The organism is Qipengyuania aestuarii, assembly GCF_019711535.1.
Classification (GTDB): domain Bacteria; phylum Pseudomonadota; class Alphaproteobacteria; order Sphingomonadales; family Sphingomonadaceae; genus Qipengyuania; species Qipengyuania aestuarii.
In genome coordinates, this window is sequence record NZ_JAIGNP010000002.1 from 317,433 (window position 1) to 335,269 (window position 17,837).

At 62.8% G+C, this 17,837-nt stretch carries 18 protein-coding genes and 1 tRNA gene; 10 read left to right on the forward strand and 9 right to left on the reverse strand.

Annotated features, from left to right (window positions below):
• Positions 1-55: 55 nt before the first annotated feature.
• Both K3175_RS06765 and K3175_RS06770 read right to left on the reverse strand, forming a co-directional pair.
• The gene (locus K3175_RS06765) at positions 56-3,496 is read right to left on the reverse strand and encodes a CHASE domain-containing protein (RefSeq protein WP_221542618.1); all 3,441 of its coding nucleotides are present in this window, start codon (positions 3,494-3,496) and stop codon (positions 56-58) included.
• A 266-nt stretch (positions 3,497-3,762) separates the two neighbouring features.
• A tRNA-Ser gene (locus K3175_RS06770) sits at positions 3,763-3,854 on the reverse strand.
• 227 nt (positions 3,855-4,081) lie between these two features.
• On the opposite strand from K3175_RS06770, the gene K3175_RS06775 reads away from it, so the two are divergent.
• From K3175_RS06775 to K3175_RS06800, 6 genes are all read left to right on the forward strand, one after another.
• On the forward strand, positions 4,082-4,882 hold the full coding sequence (locus K3175_RS06775; RefSeq protein WP_224813112.1) for a DUF1134 domain-containing protein: 801 nt from the start codon (positions 4,082-4,084) through the stop codon (positions 4,880-4,882).
• Between the two features lie 87 nt (positions 4,883-4,969).
• Positions 4,970-6,151, forward strand: coding sequence for an amino acid aminotransferase (locus tag K3175_RS06780; protein WP_221542620.1), 1,182 nt, complete (start codon positions 4,970-4,972; stop codon positions 6,149-6,151).
• Positions 6,152-6,157: 6 nt separating this feature from the next.
• On the forward strand, positions 6,158-6,703 hold the full coding sequence (locus K3175_RS06785) for a GNAT family N-acetyltransferase (RefSeq protein WP_221542621.1): 546 nt from the start codon (positions 6,158-6,160) through the stop codon (positions 6,701-6,703).
• A 35-nt stretch (positions 6,704-6,738) separates the two neighbouring features.
• Positions 6,739-6,936: a hypothetical protein gene (locus K3175_RS06790; protein WP_345719333.1), complete on the forward strand. Its 198-nt coding sequence runs from the start codon at positions 6,739-6,741 to the stop codon at positions 6,934-6,936.
• Between the two features lie 181 nt (positions 6,937-7,117).
• On the forward strand, positions 7,118-8,239 hold the full coding sequence (locus K3175_RS06795; RefSeq protein WP_221542622.1) for a serine hydrolase domain-containing protein: 1,122 nt from the start codon (positions 7,118-7,120) through the stop codon (positions 8,237-8,239).
• A 91-nt stretch (positions 8,240-8,330) separates the two neighbouring features.
• Positions 8,331-9,530, forward strand: coding sequence for an FAD-dependent oxidoreductase (locus K3175_RS06800; protein ID WP_221542623.1), 1,200 nt, complete (start codon positions 8,331-8,333; stop codon positions 9,528-9,530).
• 159 nt (positions 9,531-9,689) lie between these two features.
• Here K3175_RS06800 and K3175_RS06805 read toward each other — a convergent pair whose 3' ends face one another.
• The 7 genes from K3175_RS06805 to K3175_RS06830 form a co-directional block, all read right to left on the reverse strand.
• The gene (locus K3175_RS06805) at positions 9,690-10,181 is read right to left on the reverse strand and encodes a hypothetical protein (RefSeq protein ID WP_221542624.1); all 492 of its coding nucleotides are present in this window, start codon (positions 10,179-10,181) and stop codon (positions 9,690-9,692) included.
• Between the two features lie 157 nt (positions 10,182-10,338).
• Complete coding sequence (locus K3175_RS06810; protein ID WP_221542625.1) at positions 10,339-10,956, reverse strand: riboflavin synthase; 618 nt, start codon at positions 10,954-10,956, stop codon at positions 10,339-10,341.
• Position 10,957: 1 nt separating this feature from the next.
• Complete coding sequence (gene ribD, locus K3175_RS06815; protein WP_247710766.1) at positions 10,958-11,947, reverse strand: bifunctional diaminohydroxyphosphoribosylaminopyrimidine deaminase/5-amino-6-(5-phosphoribosylamino)uracil reductase RibD; 990 nt, start codon at positions 11,945-11,947, stop codon at positions 10,958-10,960.
• Positions 11,928-12,428 (reverse strand): hypothetical protein, encoded by a 501-nt coding sequence (locus tag K3175_RS14170; protein ID WP_247710767.1) that lies wholly within the window; start codon positions 12,426-12,428, stop codon positions 11,928-11,930. The genes ribD and K3175_RS14170 overlap by 20 nt, the downstream gene beginning before the upstream one ends.
• A 32-nt stretch (positions 12,429-12,460) precedes the next feature.
• On the reverse strand, positions 12,461-13,183 hold the full coding sequence (locus K3175_RS06820; protein WP_221542627.1) for a M48 family metallopeptidase: 723 nt from the start codon (positions 13,181-13,183) through the stop codon (positions 12,461-12,463).
• On the reverse strand, positions 13,180-13,650 hold the full coding sequence (locus K3175_RS06825; RefSeq protein ID WP_221542628.1) for a YcgN family cysteine cluster protein: 471 nt from the start codon (positions 13,648-13,650) through the stop codon (positions 13,180-13,182). Before K3175_RS06825 ends, K3175_RS06820 begins: the two co-directional genes overlap by 4 nt.
• Positions 13,638-14,231 (reverse strand): SCO family protein, encoded by a 594-nt coding sequence (locus K3175_RS06830; RefSeq protein WP_247710768.1) that lies wholly within the window; start codon positions 14,229-14,231, stop codon positions 13,638-13,640. The genes K3175_RS06825 and K3175_RS06830 overlap by 13 nt, the downstream gene beginning before the upstream one ends.
• A gap of 86 nt (positions 14,232-14,317) precedes the next feature.
• Between K3175_RS06830 and K3175_RS06835 the strand changes: the two genes are divergently transcribed.
• From K3175_RS06835 to feoB, 4 genes are read left to right on the forward strand one after another with little or no spacing between them, the layout of a single operon-like run.
• Positions 14,318-14,929 carry an ankyrin repeat domain-containing protein gene (locus tag K3175_RS06835; RefSeq protein WP_345719334.1) on the forward strand — a complete coding sequence of 204 codons (612 nt, stop codon included), beginning with the start codon at positions 14,318-14,320 and terminating at the stop codon, positions 14,927-14,929.
• Positions 14,916-15,602, forward strand: a complete 687-nt coding sequence (locus K3175_RS06840; protein ID WP_221542630.1) for a COQ9 family protein — start codon at positions 14,916-14,918, stop codon at positions 15,600-15,602. Before K3175_RS06835 ends, K3175_RS06840 begins: the two co-directional genes overlap by 14 nt.
• 57 nt (positions 15,603-15,659) lie before the next feature.
• Positions 15,660-15,899 carry a FeoA domain-containing protein gene (locus K3175_RS06845; RefSeq protein WP_221542631.1) on the forward strand — a complete coding sequence of 80 codons (240 nt, stop codon included), beginning with the start codon at positions 15,660-15,662 and terminating at the stop codon, positions 15,897-15,899.
• Positions 15,896-17,743 carry a ferrous iron transporter B gene (gene feoB, locus K3175_RS06850; RefSeq protein ID WP_221542632.1) on the forward strand — a complete coding sequence of 616 codons (1,848 nt, stop codon included), beginning with the start codon at positions 15,896-15,898 and terminating at the stop codon, positions 17,741-17,743. Before K3175_RS06845 ends, feoB begins: the two co-directional genes overlap by 4 nt.
• The last annotated feature ends 94 nt before the right edge of the window (positions 17,744-17,837 follow it).

Consider the following 17,837-nt stretch of genomic DNA (forward strand, 5'->3'; position numbering starts at 1 on the left):
AAATCACCCTCCCAAATTGGGACACCTGAAAATTAAGACTTGCATTAGCGTAATATCAACCAAACGAAATTGCTAATTGTTCCTGCACCTGGCGTAAAATGCCAAGCGTTTCGTCGGTCGTGGAGCTATCGCGGAGCTGGTGGGATTTGGTTCGACAAATCGCGCCGAAGGCGTCCTGGCCGAAATAAGCGGAGACGCCCGCTAGCTGATGCAGGGTATTGGCTATTTCTGTCCGTTCGCCATCGGTAGGCTGTCCGCGTTGCAAGATGCCGTCGATGGCATCGCGCGTATGCGCCACTCGCTCCTGGAACATCGCCTGCAGGCGCGGGTCGGTTTCCTGTTCGATTCCTTCGTTGATGGGCTTTGCTTCAGGTTCCGGCTGCGCGTCTGCCTGTGACCTGGGGGACCACTCGGCGATGGCCGCACGCAGGTTTTTCAATCTCAGCGGCTTGGCCAGGTGGGCCTGCATCCCGGCTTCTTCACAGCGTTCGATATCGTCGGCATAGGCATTCGCCGTAATGGCCAGAATAGGCAGCTTTTCGGCACTGATCCCAGCGGCTCTGATTGAGCGGGTTGCTTCCAGACCGTCCATTCGGGGCATCTGCATGTCCATCAGGACCATATCGTAGGACCGATGTTCCTTTTCCGCCCGGATGACCATGTCGACGGCTTCCTGCCCGTCGCGCGCCAGCACGCCTTCATGTCCCGCTCTCTCTACCATCGCCAGGGTAAGCTCCTGGTTCACTGGATTGTCTTCCGCGACGAGGACAGTTAGCCGCCGTTCGCGCCCGGTTTCGCCCTCGTCCTCCGGATCTGCCGGGGACGGCATTTCCGTTAGTGCCTCGCCTTCCTCCAGCGGCAGGGACAAGGTAAAGGTCGAGCCTTCGCCGGGCTTGCTCCGCGCGGTGAGTTTGCCGCCCATGAGTTCGGCAAGCTCGGCGCTGATAGGCAGCCCAAGCCCGGTGCCCCCATATTTACGCGCGGTTGTATCATCAGCCTGGGTGAACTTGCCGAAAATGCTGTCCAGCCGGTCTTCGGGAATGCCGATACCGGTATCCTGGACCGCGATCAGGAGAGTTCCCGGATCCTGGCTGTCGGCCGCAGCGGAAAGCGTCACCTCGCCATCAGCCGTGAATTTGAGCGCATTGCCGACCAGATTGAGCACAATCTGGCGCAGCCGCATCTTGTCGATCATGAGGCGTTCGGGCAGGGCTGGATCGATCTCGAGGCGGAGGTCGAGTCCCTGGCTCAGGGCGACTGGCTCCATCAGGCGCTGGCAACTGCGCAGCGCATGGGCAAGATCGGTGCTCTCCTTGACGATAGCCATCTGCTTGGCTTCGATCTTCGCGAAATCGAGCAAATCGTTCAGCAGGCGAAGCATCGCATTGCCGGAATCCGCGATCATCTGGAGGCGGCGTTTCTGATCCGGGTTCTTTTCGGCGGACAGGGCAAGTTCGGTAAATCCGATGACCCCGTTCATCGGCGTGCGGATTTCGTGACTCATATTGGCCAGGAAACTGGTTTTCGCCTTGTCCGCCGCCCTCGCTTCCTCGATCGAATGCGTGAGCTTCTCGCGCATGTTCGTTTCCTCGGTCCGGTCGATGATGACCCCGAAGACTGCGATTACCTCGTCGTCCTCGTTGCTCTGGACCTGGCCCCGCACCTCGACATGCCGCATTTCACCCGCAGCTGGGCAAAGACGTGCATGAAAATCGTACGGTTCATGTGTTTCCATTGCAGTCGCCAGCGCCTGTCCTACCAGCGCGCGATCGTCGGGATGGTAGAATTCAATCGCCCGCTCCAGTTCCGGCGTGTCGCCAATTTCAAGCCCGTGCAGCCGATAGACTTCATCGGACCAGCGGATCTGATTGTTGAGTGTATCGAGATGCCAGTGGCCAATATGCGCGGTCGCCTCGGCAAGTTCGAGCATGTGGTTCTGTTCTGCGAGTTCGGTGGTCGCCCGTTCGACTTCGTTGAAGACATGGTTTTCACGGCGCAGGAATGTGACCAGCAGCAGGCCAAGCAGCAGGGTAATGGCAAATCCGCTTCCCACAGCGATGGCCGGGGCGCTCGACGAGTTGCGCGCGACGAACGGCTGGAGGCTGGTCCAGCGAAGAATCATAGGCTGACCTGCCAAAGTCACCGACCGCTCTATCTCGAACCGGGGGTCCGCAGTCGTCGTCGCTGAGGAGAAAATCGGAGTGCCGGTCGGGCCAGCTCCGTTATTGCGCACTTCAAGCGCAAAATCCTCACCTTGGGCGGGTGTTAGCCCAGCAAAGAGTTCTTCCGCCACCAGGGGGGCATAAATCCACTGGCCGGTGGGCCTGCCGCGATCGTCGCGAACGGGAAGCACGAGAAGAAAGCCTGCCCCTTGCTTGGCATCCTGAACGAGGACGACGGGTCGGGTGAGAACCGGATCATCGCGGTTGAGCGAGAGAAGGATGGCTTCCCTGCGACCTTCCTCGAAAGCAAGATCCAGCCCCAGCGCAGCATAGTTCGCGGAAAGCGGTTCGACCTTGGTAATGACGTAATGTATATCGCGCGGGATCCCAGGGTGAATATCGAATTCATTGCCATATTCGCTTTGGATTTGATCCCTCAGCGCCGGAAGCTCTGCGCTTTCGGCTTGCTGGAATATGCCGATGCCGCGCAATCCTGGATAGGCATCCGAAAGATCGAGCCGGCTCGCGTAATCACGCCACTCGGAAGCCGTGATATTTTCGCTGGTCGCGACGAAGGCCGCGGCGCCCTGCATGCCTCTTTGATAGATCTGCAGGCGATGCCGCAAAGCGTCTTCGGTTTCGGCTGCCATGGCGGAGAAATATCCGTCCGCGCGACTGTATTCCTGTTCTGAAATGAACTTCCACGCATAAAGCGTGAGAAGCAGAGTGGCCACGAGACTGATCGCAACCAGCGAATGAATGCCCTGCAGGATCCGCCCGTGCCATCGTACCGCAACCGGCGAACGGCGCGAGAACAGGAGGATGGGTAGCGTAAGCAGAACGCCGAACAGGTCACCGAAGTACCAGGTGAACCAGTTTCCGGAAGCGAGATCCAAGTCGATCTTGCCGAACAGCAGGAGCATGATCACCCCGGCCGTTGGCGCTATGAGGCAGGGGGAAAAGATGACGACAACGATCGCGCGGCCAAGGCGGGGCAGGTTTGACAGGTCGAGACCGTCTTCAAATTCGCGTGCCATGCGAAAGCCGACCAAAGCCTGAAGCGCGGCGCCCGAGGCAACAGCCGCCGCAATGGCGAAGGCCTGCCAATTGCCTGAGCTTTCCAGGCCGACCATGACGTTGAAGGCAAACGATCCCAGCCAGATGCCGGGCCACCGCGCCGGGCCGCGAGCGAGCAGGGCGCACAAGGCCACCCCCGATGCGGGCCAGACGATCGTGGCATAACCCGGCGGAACGGCAAGCGAGATGCCAACGCAGCCGGCAAGATAATAGCAGATCGCAAGGATTGCGATGTCGCGCCACAGGGTCGGCCTCAACAGGTTTGTGCCCGTGCTCCGGGCCCGACTTGGCTCAATGTTATCCATGGCTTGAGCCTGTTGGTATTATGTTTTCCAAGCTTGCGCCAGATGGTTAAGATTTTGCGCGGGAGATCGGGCTGGCATGCCGTTGAGCCGGTGCATTAGTCGTCAGGAAAGCGGGCATATATGAGCCAAGTGCTGAGCATCGCAGGCAATGAAACTTCCGCGACGCTGGCAGGGATCGCCTCTTGTGCCGGGGGCCCTCAGCTAGTGCGTCGGATAAATGGCGGAGACGGAGGGATTCGAACCCTCGATACCCGTTACCAGGTATGGCTCCTTAGCAGGGAGCTGGTTTCAGCCACTCACCCACGTCTCCGCATGACGCATATCGGCTGCGAGGGGCGCGCTATAGCCAGCACCTTCCAACCCTTCAAGGAAGAAATCGGGCCTGCTGCAAATCGCTCGAAATAACGCGCACAGGACTCGATTCGGCGCAATCGGGATTCGGTTCATCGCCGTTTCATTGCGCGGCTGCTCAAACAAGATTCTGTTTGCGGGGCAGCGCCATGCTTTGTGCCCGCGATGCCGGACGAGGGAACCAGAATGAACATCGCCACCAAATTCACCGCGAGCCTGTTGGCCGCCTTCACGCTGGCCGCAAGCCCGCTCGCCGCGCAGGTCCAGAGCGTGGATCCCGATGCCGCCTGGGATGCGCCGATCGACGGGGATCTCGACGCCCCGCAGAACGAATTGCCGCCCGTCGGCGAGACCGCCCCTGCGCAGACCCAGCCGCCCGTCTGGACGGAACCGGCTGCCGAAGCGCAGGCGCCGGTCGGCACGGAGCAGCCGCAATGGTCCGAAAGCGAAGCCGAAATGGCCGCCAATGCCGCGGTCGACCAGACGGCGGTCGATGACCCCGCTACCACATATCGCGAAGACGATCTGATCGGCGCGGCCGAAGGCGTCTTCGGCAAGGGCGCCAAGGGCGTTGCCGACATGATCCGCAAGCTGCTCGCCGACCAAGGCGAACCCAATGGCTATATCGTCGGCCGCGAGGCGGGCGGCGCGTTCATCGTCGGTGCGCGCTATGGCTCGGGCACGCTGTTCCACAAGATCGAGGGCGAAATGCCGGTTTACTGGACCGGCCCTTCGATCGGTTTCGATGCCGGGGCCAACGCCGGCAGCACCTTCGTACTGGTCTACAATCTTTACGACACTGAAGAACTCTATGAACGCTTCCCCGCTGCGGAGGGCACCGCCTATGCCGTCGGCGGCCTCAATGCGAGCTATGTGCGCAAGGGCGATGTCGTCCTCATCCCGATCCGCGTGGGCGCCGGGCTGCGGCTGGGCGTGAATGCGGGTTACATGAAGTTCTCGAAGAAGCAGAAGTGGCTGCCGTTCTAAGCCGGAATACGAAAACAAGCGCCATTTGAGGGGCCGCAATCTCGATTGAGGTTGCGGCCCTTCGCGCGATTGCGCAAAGAGCGCGGCATGCTCGACAAACTTGCCCCTCAGGCGCCCGACGCCCTTCTCGCCCTTATCAAGATGCACGCCGCCGATCCGCGCGAAGACAAGATCGACCTCGGCGTGGGCGTCTATCGCACGAACGAAGGCGCGACGCCGGTCTTCCGCGGGATCAAGCAGGCGGAAAAGCGCCTGCTGGAAGTGCAGGATTCCAAGAGCTATCTCGGCCCCGAAGGCGATGGCGGCTTCGTGAAGGCGCTGATGCCGTATATTTTCGGCGACGACAGCCCGCTGGCCGGACGCATCGAAGGCATGCAGACGCCGGGCGGCACCGGTGCGGTGCGGCTGGCGGTCTCGCTGGCGGCCAAGGCCGGGGTCACCCGCATCCATCTGGGCATGCCGAGCTGGCCCAACCATGCACAGATCCTGCAGGACGTAGGCGTCGAAGTCGTGCCGTTCGATCACGCCAACGAAGACGGCACTGCCAATCTCGACGCCGTGCTCGGTGCGATCAAGGGAGCCGGGCCCAACGACGCCGTGCTGCTCCACGGCTGCTGCCATAACCCGACCGGCATCGATTACACGCCCGATCAGTGGACCGCGATTGCCGACGCCTTTGCGGATACCGGCGTGCTGCCGATTCTCGATATCGCCTACCAGGGCCTGGGGCAGGGCATGGAGGAAGACGTCGCCGGTGTCCGCGCGGTCCTCGCCAAGGTTCCCGAAGCGCTGGTGGCCTATAGCTGCGACAAGAACTTCGGCCTCTATCGTGACCGGGTCGGGGCGTTCTACATGATCGCGCGCGAGGGCGGCGACATGGACGCCATCTCCTCCAACGCCAATGCGCTGGCCCGCGCCAACTGGTCCATGCCGCCCGATCACGGCGGCGCGGCGGTTCGCCTGCTGCTGGAAGATGACGGCATGACGGCGGTCTGGCAGGAAGAACTCGACGAGATGCGCGCCCGCATGCGCCGCGTACGCGACCGGCTGGCAGCGGCGGATAACGAGGTGCCGGGCCTCAACCTCGCCGCGCTGGGCGAGCAGAACGGCCTCTTCGCCATGTTGCCGCTGAGCAAGGACCAGATCGCGACCCTGCGCGAAGATCACGGGATCTACATGGCCGGATCGGGCCGCATCAATGTGGCGGGTTTGCACCAGGGCAATATCGAGAAGTTCATCGCCGCGCTGGGCGAGGTGACGAAGGGCTGACAGGGCATGGCGCTCGACCGGCAACCCCTGCTGGAGACCGAGCGCCTGTCCCTGCGCCCGCTGGCCGAGGACGACCGCGAGGCCCTCTACGCCGTCGCATCCGATCCGGCGGTGTGGGAACAGCACCCGATCCACGACCGCTGGCGGCGCGAGGTTTTCGACGCCTTTTTCGACGAAGGGCTAGCAAGCGGCGGCTCGCTCGCCGTGCTGCGCAAGAGCGATGGCGCTGTCATCGGCCACACGCGCTACGACAAATTCGACGCCGATGACGGCGGCGTGGTGGAGATCGGCTGGACCTTTCTCGCGCCGTCATGCTGGGGCAGGAGACTCAACCCGGAAATGAAGCGCGCCATGCTCGCCCATGCCTTCAGCCAGGTCGCCGCGGTCGAATTCCGCGTCGGCGATACCAATTACCGCTCGCGCAATGCACTGGAGGCCATCGGCGCCGAGCGGACCGAGCGGTATGAACTGAGCCGCTATCAGGGGCGGCGCGTGGTGCATCTGGTGTATCGGATCACTCGCGAGGGATTCGAAGACGGCCCGCTGGCCTGACCGATCTTTCCCGCTTGCGGAACCAGCCGCCACGCATGTCGTTCTGGTTCAACGGACTGGCAAATCAATTGCTTGGATCCGCCAAGGGGAGATTGATGATGAAGAAGTTCCTGACCATGCTGCTGTTCGGTGGCACCGCGCTGACGCTTTCGGCCTGCAACACTGTCGACGGTCTCGGCGAAGACGTCGAATCGGTTGGCGACTGCGTCGACGGCGTAGAAGGCAACTGCTGAGCCAGCCCTTCGCGCGACATGCGCACAAGACAAGCAATGAAAGGCGTCGCCCCGCAGGGCGGCGCCTTCTTTTATGAATAACGCTCGCCTCCGAACCGAACACTGCGATCACTTTTAGGCGCCTGACTTGATCGCACACTGAACTGCTGTATTATAGCGCTAAATCACTTAGGAGATTAGCGTGAAACTTCTGGTCCAGGCTGCGGCAGTTCTTGCCCTTTGCGGTTGCACTACAATTCCTGCAAGCGTTTCGCCTTCCTCGGCCCAGCCGGACGCGCTCGATGCCGCAGCGCCCGGTTTGATCGAGGCGAACAACGTGCCCAGCCTCGCGGTCGGCTGGATCGAGGATGGAGAAGTTGCCTGGATCGCCGTCTACGGCGAACGCGCCCCCGGCGAACCGGCGGATGACGATACGCTCTACAATGTCGCCTCGCTGACCAAGCCCGTCACGGCCGAAACCCTCCTGCGCTTGGCGGCTTCTGACACGCTCGACCTCGATGCGCCGATGGCCGCCCATTTCGTCGATCCGGATCTTGCCCGCGATCCACGCGCAAAGACGATAACCCTGCGCCACGCGCTATCGCATCGCACCGGTGTCCCCGAAAACTGGCGCGACCGGATGGAGGGCGGCAAGCTGCGCCTCGATTGGGAGCCGGGAACCCGCGCTTATTATTCGGGCGAAAATCCGGTCATGGCCGCCCGCTACGCAGAGGCAGTCACCGAGACCCGGCTGGCCGATCTCGCCCGGCGGCACCTGTTCGGCCCCGCCGGGATGACCGACACCTTCTTCACCCCGCACTCCTCATGGCAGGGTCGCGTCGCCATGGTCCGGGGAGCGGATGGTTCGCTGCGCCTGCCCGACAATACGCCCGGAGGCAGCGCCGCCGACGATCTGCATACGACCATCGGCGATTACACCCGCTTCGTGGCGGCGGCGATGCGCGGCGACGGCCTCACGCCTGCCCTGATCGAACAGCGCGCCACCATTTATGACGACCAGACCGCGCAGGCCTGCCCCGAAGGGATAATCCCGGCGGACAAATGCCCCCGGGCGACCGGCTATGGTCTTGGCTGGATGATCTACGACAGCGGCGAAAACCGCTTCCTGCTCCATAACGGCAAGGATTGGGGCGAGCGTACCATGGCGCTGTTCGAACCCGAAAAAGGCTTCGGCATCGTCATCTTCACCAGCGGTGCCAACGGCCGCCAGGTCATCGCCGACGTGCTGCGCCTGCTGGTGGACGACGCCCCGCTCCAGACCCTCGTGCAGGCCGAAGCCGATTTCGAAAAGGCAAGGAGGTGAGCGGGGTATTCGGATAGAGCCACCGTCTCTCCCAATCACAACTACCCTTCCTCACTTGCCTGCCACGCCCGCGATACTATGAGATTGCCGCATGACGGGGCGTTCGATTGCGATTGCTGGATGCGGTCCTTGCGGACTGGCCTCTGCGCTGCTGCTCGCGCGGGCAGGCAATCGCGTTGTGGTTTTCGAGCGTTTTACCCAGCCTCAGCCGATCGGCTCGGGCCTCATGATCCAGCCTACCGGGCTCGCCGTGCTGCATCAGCTTGGCCTTGCCGGTCGGATCATGGAGGAGGGGGCGCGGATAAACCGGCTCCATGGCATGGCCGCAAAGCGTGTCGTGCTCTCGGTCGGCTATGATGCATTGAAGGCCAGGCCCGCCATGTTCGGCATCGGCATCCACCGTGCCAGCCTGTTTGCCGCGCTCTACGATGCGTTGCAGGCCGAAGGCATCGCACTGCGCACCGGTCACACGATCACCGGATCGGTCATGCACGGATCGCAGCGGTGCCTGCGTTTCGAAGACGGTCAGACCAGCGAGCCGTTCGACCTGATCGTCGATGCGCTGGGCACGCGTTCGGCGCTTGTCTCGGGTCCGTCGGGTCAACTGCCCTATGGTGCGCTATGGGCCTCGCTCGATTGGCCCGAAGGCTTCGACCTGCCGCGCGACACGCTTTCACAGCGCTATCACCTGTCCAGCACGATGGCGGGCGTTCTGCCGCTGGGTAAAGGGAGCGGGCCGGAGGAACGGCTGGCGTTCTTCTGGTCGCTGAAGGGCAGCGATCATGCCCGGTGGCAGGATGCGGGTCTGGATCGCTGGAAGGCGCAGGTCCGCAATCTCTGGCCGATATGCGAACCGCTGCTGGATCAGATCGCCCGGCCGGACCAGCTCACTTTCGCGCGCTATGCCCATCGCACGCTGGCGCATCCGGCCGAAGAGGCGTTGATCCATATTGGCGATGCCTGGCATTCGGCGAGCCCGCAGCTGGGCCAGGGTGCAAACATGGCGCTGCTGGACGCATGGGCGCTTTCGCTTGCCCTTGCGCGCAATGCGGATGTGGCGCCGGCCTTGAAGGATGCCGTGTCGCTGCGGCGCGCCCATGTGGGAATTTATCAGTGGCTGACCTGGCTCTTCACCCCGGTCTATCAGTCCGACAGCCGGGTGCTGCCCTTCATTCGGGATCGGCTGGTCGGCCCCCTGTCCCGTCTGTGGCCAGCCAACAAGATCCAGGCGGCGATGGTCGCCGGGCTGGTAGCCAATCCGCTGCCGGAGCTTGAATTAGACTGTCGATAAGGGAGGCGATGGCAAGGTCGGCCATCCGGTGATCAGCCTTCGACTGACGCCTTGATTGCGTCCTATCTCGGTCGAACAAAGCTGTTCAGATCGATTTTTCCCTCCCGTGCTCCCTGGGATAGCGTAAAGGTCGGGAATTAAGACTCCAAACTGACGGTTTTAGACGCTCTCAGCAATTGAGCCAGACTTCCAAAGTGCGCGGTCAAGTTGTCGCAATTCGACGCCAATCTCTTTCGCAGTTGATCGGCAGAATGTTAGATATCTAATATACAGGTCGCGGGTGATGGTACGCTGTTTTGCGTGCAGTGCGTCGAGAACTTTTACGTCAATCACTGTATAAGAGGCTGGGTTGATACAGGTCAGAATGGCGGAAGCCATTGGGATTCGTACTCCGACCAATTTAACAAGCTCGTCCACCTTTTTTCCCGTCAGCCCGCACTCAGCAGTGGCTACATCAAGCACTTCCGATAGGAGCTCGCTGCTCTTGTTTGACTTAAGGTGATGCGCAGATCTCGGTGCTTTCCATTCAGCAATCATAAGGAGATCATCTATCTCCCGCGATCCGCTGCGGATCCGCTTGCCGGCCTCCATCGCTGCAATCTCGCGCTCGTAAATCTTGGATCGTGTCACTGCGCGATCGAGCACACCCACACATTTCGCGCACAACTCAAATGTGAATTCAGAAATAGCCGCTTCCCTCAGTGACGAATGCACATTGCACTAACGTACGTCCCTTTTTTGCATTCGGGCCTAATAGCCGCCTAGGGTTCACAAACGGAAACTGCTCCTCCCGCCTCAATCCCAAGACTTACCCCGCCAGCCCCTGCATCCGTTTGAGATAGCGCGCCAGCACGTCGATCTCGAGATTGACCGTGTCGCCTTCCTCCAGCGTGCCCAGCGTCGTCACTTCGGCGGTGTGGGGGATGATGTTGAGCGCAAAATCGCAGGTGCCATCTTCGCGGTCGCGCACCTCGTTGACGGTCAGCGAGACGCCGTCGACGGTGATCGATCCCTTTTCCGCCACGAACGGGGAGAACTCGCGGCCGATGCGGATGGCGTAGTGCCAGCTGCCGCCCTTTTCCTGTTTCGTTACCACGTCGCCTACCGTGTCGACATGGCCGGTGACGAGATGGCCGCCCAGTTCGTCGCCCAGCCGCAGCGCGGGTTCGAGGTTCAGCCTGCGGCCTTCTTCCCACATGCCGGGCACGGTGCGCGCCACGGTTTCGCCCGAAACGTCGAAGCCGATGCGGGCATGGCCTTTCTCGCCCGCCAGCGTCACCACGGTCAGGCACACGCCCGAACAGGCGATGGAGGCGCCGATGTCGATGGCTTCCGGGTCGAAAGGGCAGGAAACGGTGACATGCGCATCGCCGCGCTGTTCCACGCTGTCGATGGTGCCGATGGCGGTGACGATACCGGTGAACATGTTAGGCCTGATCCTCTTCGATGGTGCGGCGATAGGCGGTGAAAGTGTCGCTGCCAAGCTGGCGGGTTTCGGCCAGCTGCCAGCGGCCATGCGCATGGGCCAGCGTGCCGAGGCCGATATCGCCCAGGGCGGGCATGCCGCCGCCGATGATGATGGGCGCGCGGTAGATTTCCAGCCGGTCTACCAGATCGGCTTTCAGAAAGCTGGCCGCCGCGCCTGCGCCGCCTTCGACATAGAGATGGCTCACGCCGTCCAGCCCGGCGATCTGTTCGGGTGCGTTGATGACCTTCACCCCGTCGGGCGGGACGCCGCGGGTCAGCAGCACGCGCTGCGGACTGCGGTTTTCCAGCCCCGCCAGCCGCACGTCGAGCCGGGGGCGATCCTGCCGCCAGGTGCCGCCGCCCACGAGGATGGCATCGCTCAGCGCACGGCGCGAGTGGACATGGGCGCGGGCCTGCTCGCCGGTGATCCATTGGCTCGACCCGTCGGCGAGCGCGATGCACCCGTCGAGCGAGAGCGCCAGTTTCAGCGTGACATGCGGGCGGCCATGGCGGGCGCGGGTGAGATAGCCTTCCAGGCTGTGCTGCACGGCGGGAAGGGGGAGCAGGGAGGTTTCGATCCCCGCCTGTTCCAGCCGCGCGATCCCGGCGCCCGCGGTGCGCGGATCGGGATCCTGCGCGCCGATCACCACGCGGGCGAGGTTAGCTTCGGCCAGAAGCGTGGAGCATGCCGGACCGCGGGGCGATTGGTGGGCGCAGGGTTCCAGCGTGACATAGGCGGAGGCGCCGGCTGCGTCCTCGCCCGCCTGCGCCAGTGCCATGGCTTCGGCATGGGGGCGGCCGCCTTCCTGCGTCCAGCCGCGCGCGATGACGCGGCCATGCTTGACGATCAGGCAGCCGACGGAGGGGTTGGGGCGCGACAGCGGGCGGCCGCGCGCGGCCAGCCGGGCCGCCGCCGCCAGCCAGCGCGCATCACTCGCGGCCGGTGTCAATCGCGGTGTCCGCCTGATCCTGGCGCGCAGCGCCCTCGCGTGTACCGTCCTCACGCGCGCCGAAGAGCCGGTCGAGCCGTTCCTGTTCGGCGCGTTCCTCGGCCAGCCGTTCGGCTTCGGCCTCGGCTTCCATCGTTTCCACATCGAGACCGGTGGCCGCGCCCAGCGTCCGGTAGATATCGCGCTTGCGCTCCTCGATCCGGGCGCGTTCGGCGGCGCGTTCTTCCTTCAGCTTCTGGTTCTCGATGTTGGAAAGGCGGATTTCCTCGTCGGTCCGGCCATCGGCGAAGGTGGTGATATAGGTCACCTTGGGCTGTTCGGGCGGGTAGAAGTAATTTTCCTGCGTGATCCAGAACAGCAGGGTCCCCGACATGGCGAAAGACGCGGCCAGGATCGGCCAGCGATAGGGGGTGGGCCGTTTCCATTCGGTCCAGAAATCGGCAAATCCGCCGACCGGGTTGATCCTGTTTCTCAAGCGCATGATGACACGATAATAGCAGATGCACCTTAGCGCTAGCTGAAGCTGGCGTAGAGCGTGCGGCCATGCTCCTTCAGCCAGCGATTGGCTTGCTCGATATCGCCCTCGTAGATCCGGCCCAGCAGCGCGTGGAAAGCGGGCGAATGGTCGAAATGGACGAGATGGGCGACTTCATGCGCCACCACCGAGCGGCGGACGAAATCGGGCGCCTGGACCAGCCGCCAGTTGAGACGCAGCACGCCCTTGCTCGAACAGCTGCCCCAGCGGCGTTTGGCGCGGCTCAGCCGGACTTCCGCCGGGGGCAGGCCTGCACGCTCGCAATATTGGCGGACATCCTCGGTCATTACGGCGATTGCCGCCCGATCAAGCCAGTGTTCGAGGCGTTTTCCGGAACACTCGCGCGGGCCGCCGAGCTGCAGGCGGCCCTCTTTGAAGAGAGGTTTGCGGGGGGCATCCTCGCGCCAGTCCACGGGTATTTCACTGCCGCGGTAGAGGACCTTGCCGGCGGTGACAGGGTCCTGTTTTTCAGGGATTTTTTCGAGCTGGCGGGCCAGCCATTCGCGCCGATCCTCGGCAAAGGCGACCGCTTCTGTGGAAGCGCACCAGCGCGGCAGGGTGATCCGCACCGCGCTGCCATCGGGCGCCAGCCGCATGGTCAGCCTTTTCGCCGTCTTATGCCGCCGGATTTCGATCGGAAGGACCCGCGAACCCACGGAAATCTGCGGGTCGGCGCTTGCCTGCCGCAGCCATTCGATCATGCCGCCCGGCCCTCGTCCTGGTCCTCGCCATCGCCCCATTCGACGATATGATGCTCCAGCGGCCCCGCCTCATCCTCCGAGATAACCCGCCCCGCCACCGACACTCCCGCCGCGATCACCGCCTCGCGGTCGCCTGAAATCAGGTAATGCCAGCGGGGCAGCGCGCGCCCTTCGGCCCGGCGGCGATAGGCGCAGCTTTCCGGCAGCCAGGGCACGCGGTCGACCAGTTTGAGCGTGAGGCGCAGGCAATCGGGCACGAAGGCCTTGCGATGCTTGTAGTCACGGCATTGCGCCGTCTGGCAATCGAGCAGGGTGCAGGCGACATTCGTCTCCTCGATCTCCCCCGTATCCTCATATTCGACCTTGTGCAGGCAGCAACGCCCGCAGCCGTCGCACAGCGCTTCCCATTCCTCGCGATTGAGATCGGCGAGGGGGCGTTCCCAGAACTTGTCCCTCAGCGAACCCATTTCGCCAGTTCCGCTGCCACCGCCTCGGGTCCGTCTGCCGTCGGCAGCAGGGCGAGCGGCTCTCCGTCCGGCCCGAACAGATAGGTCTGGTTGGAATGGTCCATCAGATAGCCGCCATTCTCGGTTTCCTCGCCCTTGCTGTAGAAAACGGCAAATTCCGAAGTGACCTTGTCGAGCTGTTCCTTGCTGCCCGTCATTCCGATCAGACGCGGGTGGAACGCGTCGGTGAATTCGGTGAGGACGGCGGGCGTATCCCGCTCGGGATCGACGCTGACGAACAGCGGCTGCACCTTCGCGCCCAATGCGGGATTGTTTTTCTCGAAACGCTTGAGTCCTGCCATCGCGCGTTGGTTGTCGGTCGGGCAGACATCGGGACAGAAGGTATAGCCGAAGTAGATGGTGCGGTATTTCCCATCGAAATCGGAGAAACTGACCGGCTTCCCGGTTTCGCCGACCAGCGTGAAATCGCCTCCGATCGATGCGCCTGCGAGCGGCGGTTCGCCGCGCTCGGGCGCTGGATCGGCTTGCGAACAGGCAGCCAGAAGAAGGGTGGCGAAGAGCAGGTTGGTAAAGCGGGACATGACAGCAGGGTTCATGGTCTGCTAACGGCCGGGGTTCAAGGGTTTGCCGCGATGATATTCGCGATTTCGATACGGAGAATGCCACAGTGCGCAGGGTTGGACTGATACGGATACTGGCAATTGCAGGAACGGCGCTTGTTCTTTCGGCAAGCCCAGCGGCGGCGCAGCGGCAATCCGATGGTTACACTTTCATCAAGGCCGTGCGCGATCGTGAAGGCGATGTCGCGACCAGGCTGCTCGATGAGCCGGGCAATACCATCATCAATGCCCGCGATATCGGCACTGGCGAAACTGCCCTGCATGCGGTGGTCCAGCGGCGCGACATCACCTGGGTGAAATTCCTGCTTCAGCGCGGCGCCAATCCGAACATTGCCGACAAGAACGGCGTTTATCCGATTCAGATCGCCGCGCAGCTCGGCTTTGTCGAAGGGGTGGAGCGGCTGATTGCCGGCGGCGCGCAGATCGACGTCTCGGACAGCACGGGCGAAACGCCGCTGATCAGTGCGGTCCATCGCCGCGATCTGGGATTAATCGAACTGCTTGTCTCCGAGGGCGGCAATCCGGACCGGACGGACAATTCGGGCCGCAGCGCGCGTGATTACGCAACACTGCTGGGTGCACGTTCGGGCGCGCTGCAGGCTATCGAGAAAGCAGAAAAATCGGATGAGGACGAGGCCGAGACCTATGGACCAAGCTGAGATAAATCCCGCCGATCTGACGCTGGACGAGCTTCGTCTGGCGCTTGCCCCGGCGATCGCCGATGCCGCCGTTTTCGACGGCTGGACCGAAGAGGCGCTGGTGATGGCGGCCGACCAGATGGGCGCGGACATCGATGTCGCCCGGCTCGCCTTCAAGGGCAAGGGCGGCGGCGTTTCGGCGATGGATATGGTCAGCGCCTGGATCGAAACCGTTGACATGGCCATGGCCGCAGCTCTTCCGCCTGAAAAGCTGGCCCAGATGAAGATTCGCGAGCGGATCCGCAGCCTTGTGCAATTCAGGCTCGACGCGGTGGCGGGGCAGGAAGAGGCGCTGCGCCGGGGCCTTGCCATCATGGCCATGCCGCAAAATGCGCCGCGTGCGCTCAAACAGGGCTGGAACAGCGCCGACATCATGTGGCGCCTGGCCGGCGATACCGCGACCGATTACAACCACTACACCAAACGTGCGATACTCGCCTCGATATATGGCGCCACGCTCGCCGTCTTCGTCGACGATCAGAGCGAGGGCAAGGAAGAAACCCGTGCCTTCCTCGACCGGCGGATCGAGGGCGTGATGACCTTCGAAAAGGTCAAGGCGAAGTGGCTGGGATCGGACCGCGAAAGCTTCAGTGTCACGCGTTTCCTGGGCCGCCTGCGTTATCCTGCGCGCTAATTGGCGCGCTATTGATAACCAGTTGCAACAAGCCTTCCGATATGAGAGGGGGCGCGCATGACATTGGACGGTTTCGACAGTGAGAGAAGCGCTCGCATCACCAGCGTCGACTGGGCCGCGCTTGCCGAGGACGAGAGCAAGCGCCTCCAGGCCCTTGGTGTGGACGAAGGGGCCGAGGTTGCGATCATGCACCGCGGAATCTTCGGCACCCGCGATCCCATAGCATTGCGTCTCGGCAACATGACCATTGCAATCCGCCGCGCCCATGCAGCCGCCATCACGGTGGAAGCGGTATGAGCCGCAAATATACGGCCGCACTTGTTGGCAACCCCAATTCGGGCAAATCGGCCCTGTTCAACGCGCTGACCGGTGCCCGGCAGAAGATCGCCAACTACGCCGGCGTCACCGTGGAGCGAAAGGCTGGCCGCCTGATCCTGCCGAGCGGGGAGCCCGTCGAACTGCTCGATCTGCCAGGCTCTTACAGTTTCGATGCCGCCAGCCCCGATGAAGCGGTGACACGCGATGTCGTGAAGGGCACTTTCGACGGCGAGGCTGTGCCCGATGTGCTGGTCATCGTGATCGATGCGGCGAATCTCGAACAGCATCTCGTCTTCGCTCAGGAAGTGCTCGAACTGGGGCGCCCCACTGTGGTCGCGCTCAATATGGTCGACCTGGCGGAACGTGACGGCCTGACACTGGACCCGGCGGCCCTGTCCGAAGCCCTTGGCGTGCCCGTCGTGCCGACCGTTGCCGTTCGTCGTCGCGGGATCAGTGAATTGCTGGCGGCCATTGCAGAAGCCGAAACTCATGCCGACGAGGAAGCGCACAAGCGCTGGCATCTGACGCTGCCTGAACGGCGGCTTTCGGCCAAGCACATCGCGCGCGGCACAATCTTGTCCAAGTCAACGCGGCACAGCATCGAAAACGGCGTCGACAAGGTCCTCCTCAATCCGTGGATCGGCCCGGTAATCCTGTTCGGGCTGCTCTTCATAATCTTCCAGGCCGTGTTTGCCTGGGCCACACCCTTCGCCGACGCGCTGGAAGGCGGTGTAGGTATCTTGTCCGAAGCGACCACTGACTTGGTTCCCGCCGGCATCGTACGGGATTTTCTTACCGAAGGCGTGTTGGAAGGCGTCGGCTCGGTGGTGGTTTTCCTTCCGCAGATCGTGATCCTCTTCGCTTTCATCCTTATCATGGAAGCAAGCGGTTATATGGCCCGCGCAGCATTCCTGATGGACCGGCTCATGGCGGGTGTCGGCCTGTCGGGCAAAAGCTTCATTCCGCTCCTTTCCAGCTTCGCCTGCGCCATTCCCGGTATCATGGCGACGCGCAGTATTTCCGATCCCAAGGACCGGCTGACAACAATCCTCATAGCCCCGCTCATGACCTGTTCTGCGCGCCTGCCGGTATATGCCGTGATCATCGCTGCCGTCATCCCGAGGACGACGATCGGCCCCGGCATCGGCCTGCAAGGGCTCGTTTTGTTTGCGCTTTATGTGGCGGGTATCGTCGGCGCCATGGTGGTCGCTCTGGTCCTGCGCAGCACGGTGACGAAAGGCGCGGCGAGCGGCTTCATCATGGAATTGCCACGTTACCAGCTGCCCCGCTTGAAGGATCTTGCGATCGGTCTGTGGCAGCGTGCCTGGGTCTTCCTGCGGCGCGCCGGTACGATCATTTTCGTGGCCACGATCGCGCTGTGGGTGCTGCTCAGCTTCCCCAAGGCCGATCCAGGTGAAAGCCAGCTCGATGCCAGCTTCGCCGGCGCGGTGGCCGATGCGCTGCACCCCGTGCTCGAACCGGTCGGTTTCAACCGCGAGATGAGTTTGGCGCTTGTCCCGGCGATTGCAGCGCGCGAAGTGGCGGTCTCGGCGCTCGCCACGACCTATGCCGTCGATGCGGAAGACGAGGATGTCGCAGCCGAAGGCGTGACCGAGAAGATCGCAGCCCTGTGGAGCCTGCCGACCGCGCTGGCATTCCTGGCCTGGTTCGTCTTCGCGCCGCAGTGCCTCTCCACGATCGCAGTCGCCCGGCGCGAGACCAATGGCTGGAAGTGGCCGACCGTCATGGTCGTCTATCTCTTCGCATTGGCATGGCTTGCGGCAGGCGCGACCCACTGGATCGCGGTGAGCCTGGGGCTTTAGGTCCAGTGCGGGGGAAATGCCCTGGCATTCCCCTAGAACTGTTTGGCCAGGGTCGTTAGGCCATGCGGCAAGATATTCACGAAGGAACGAATCG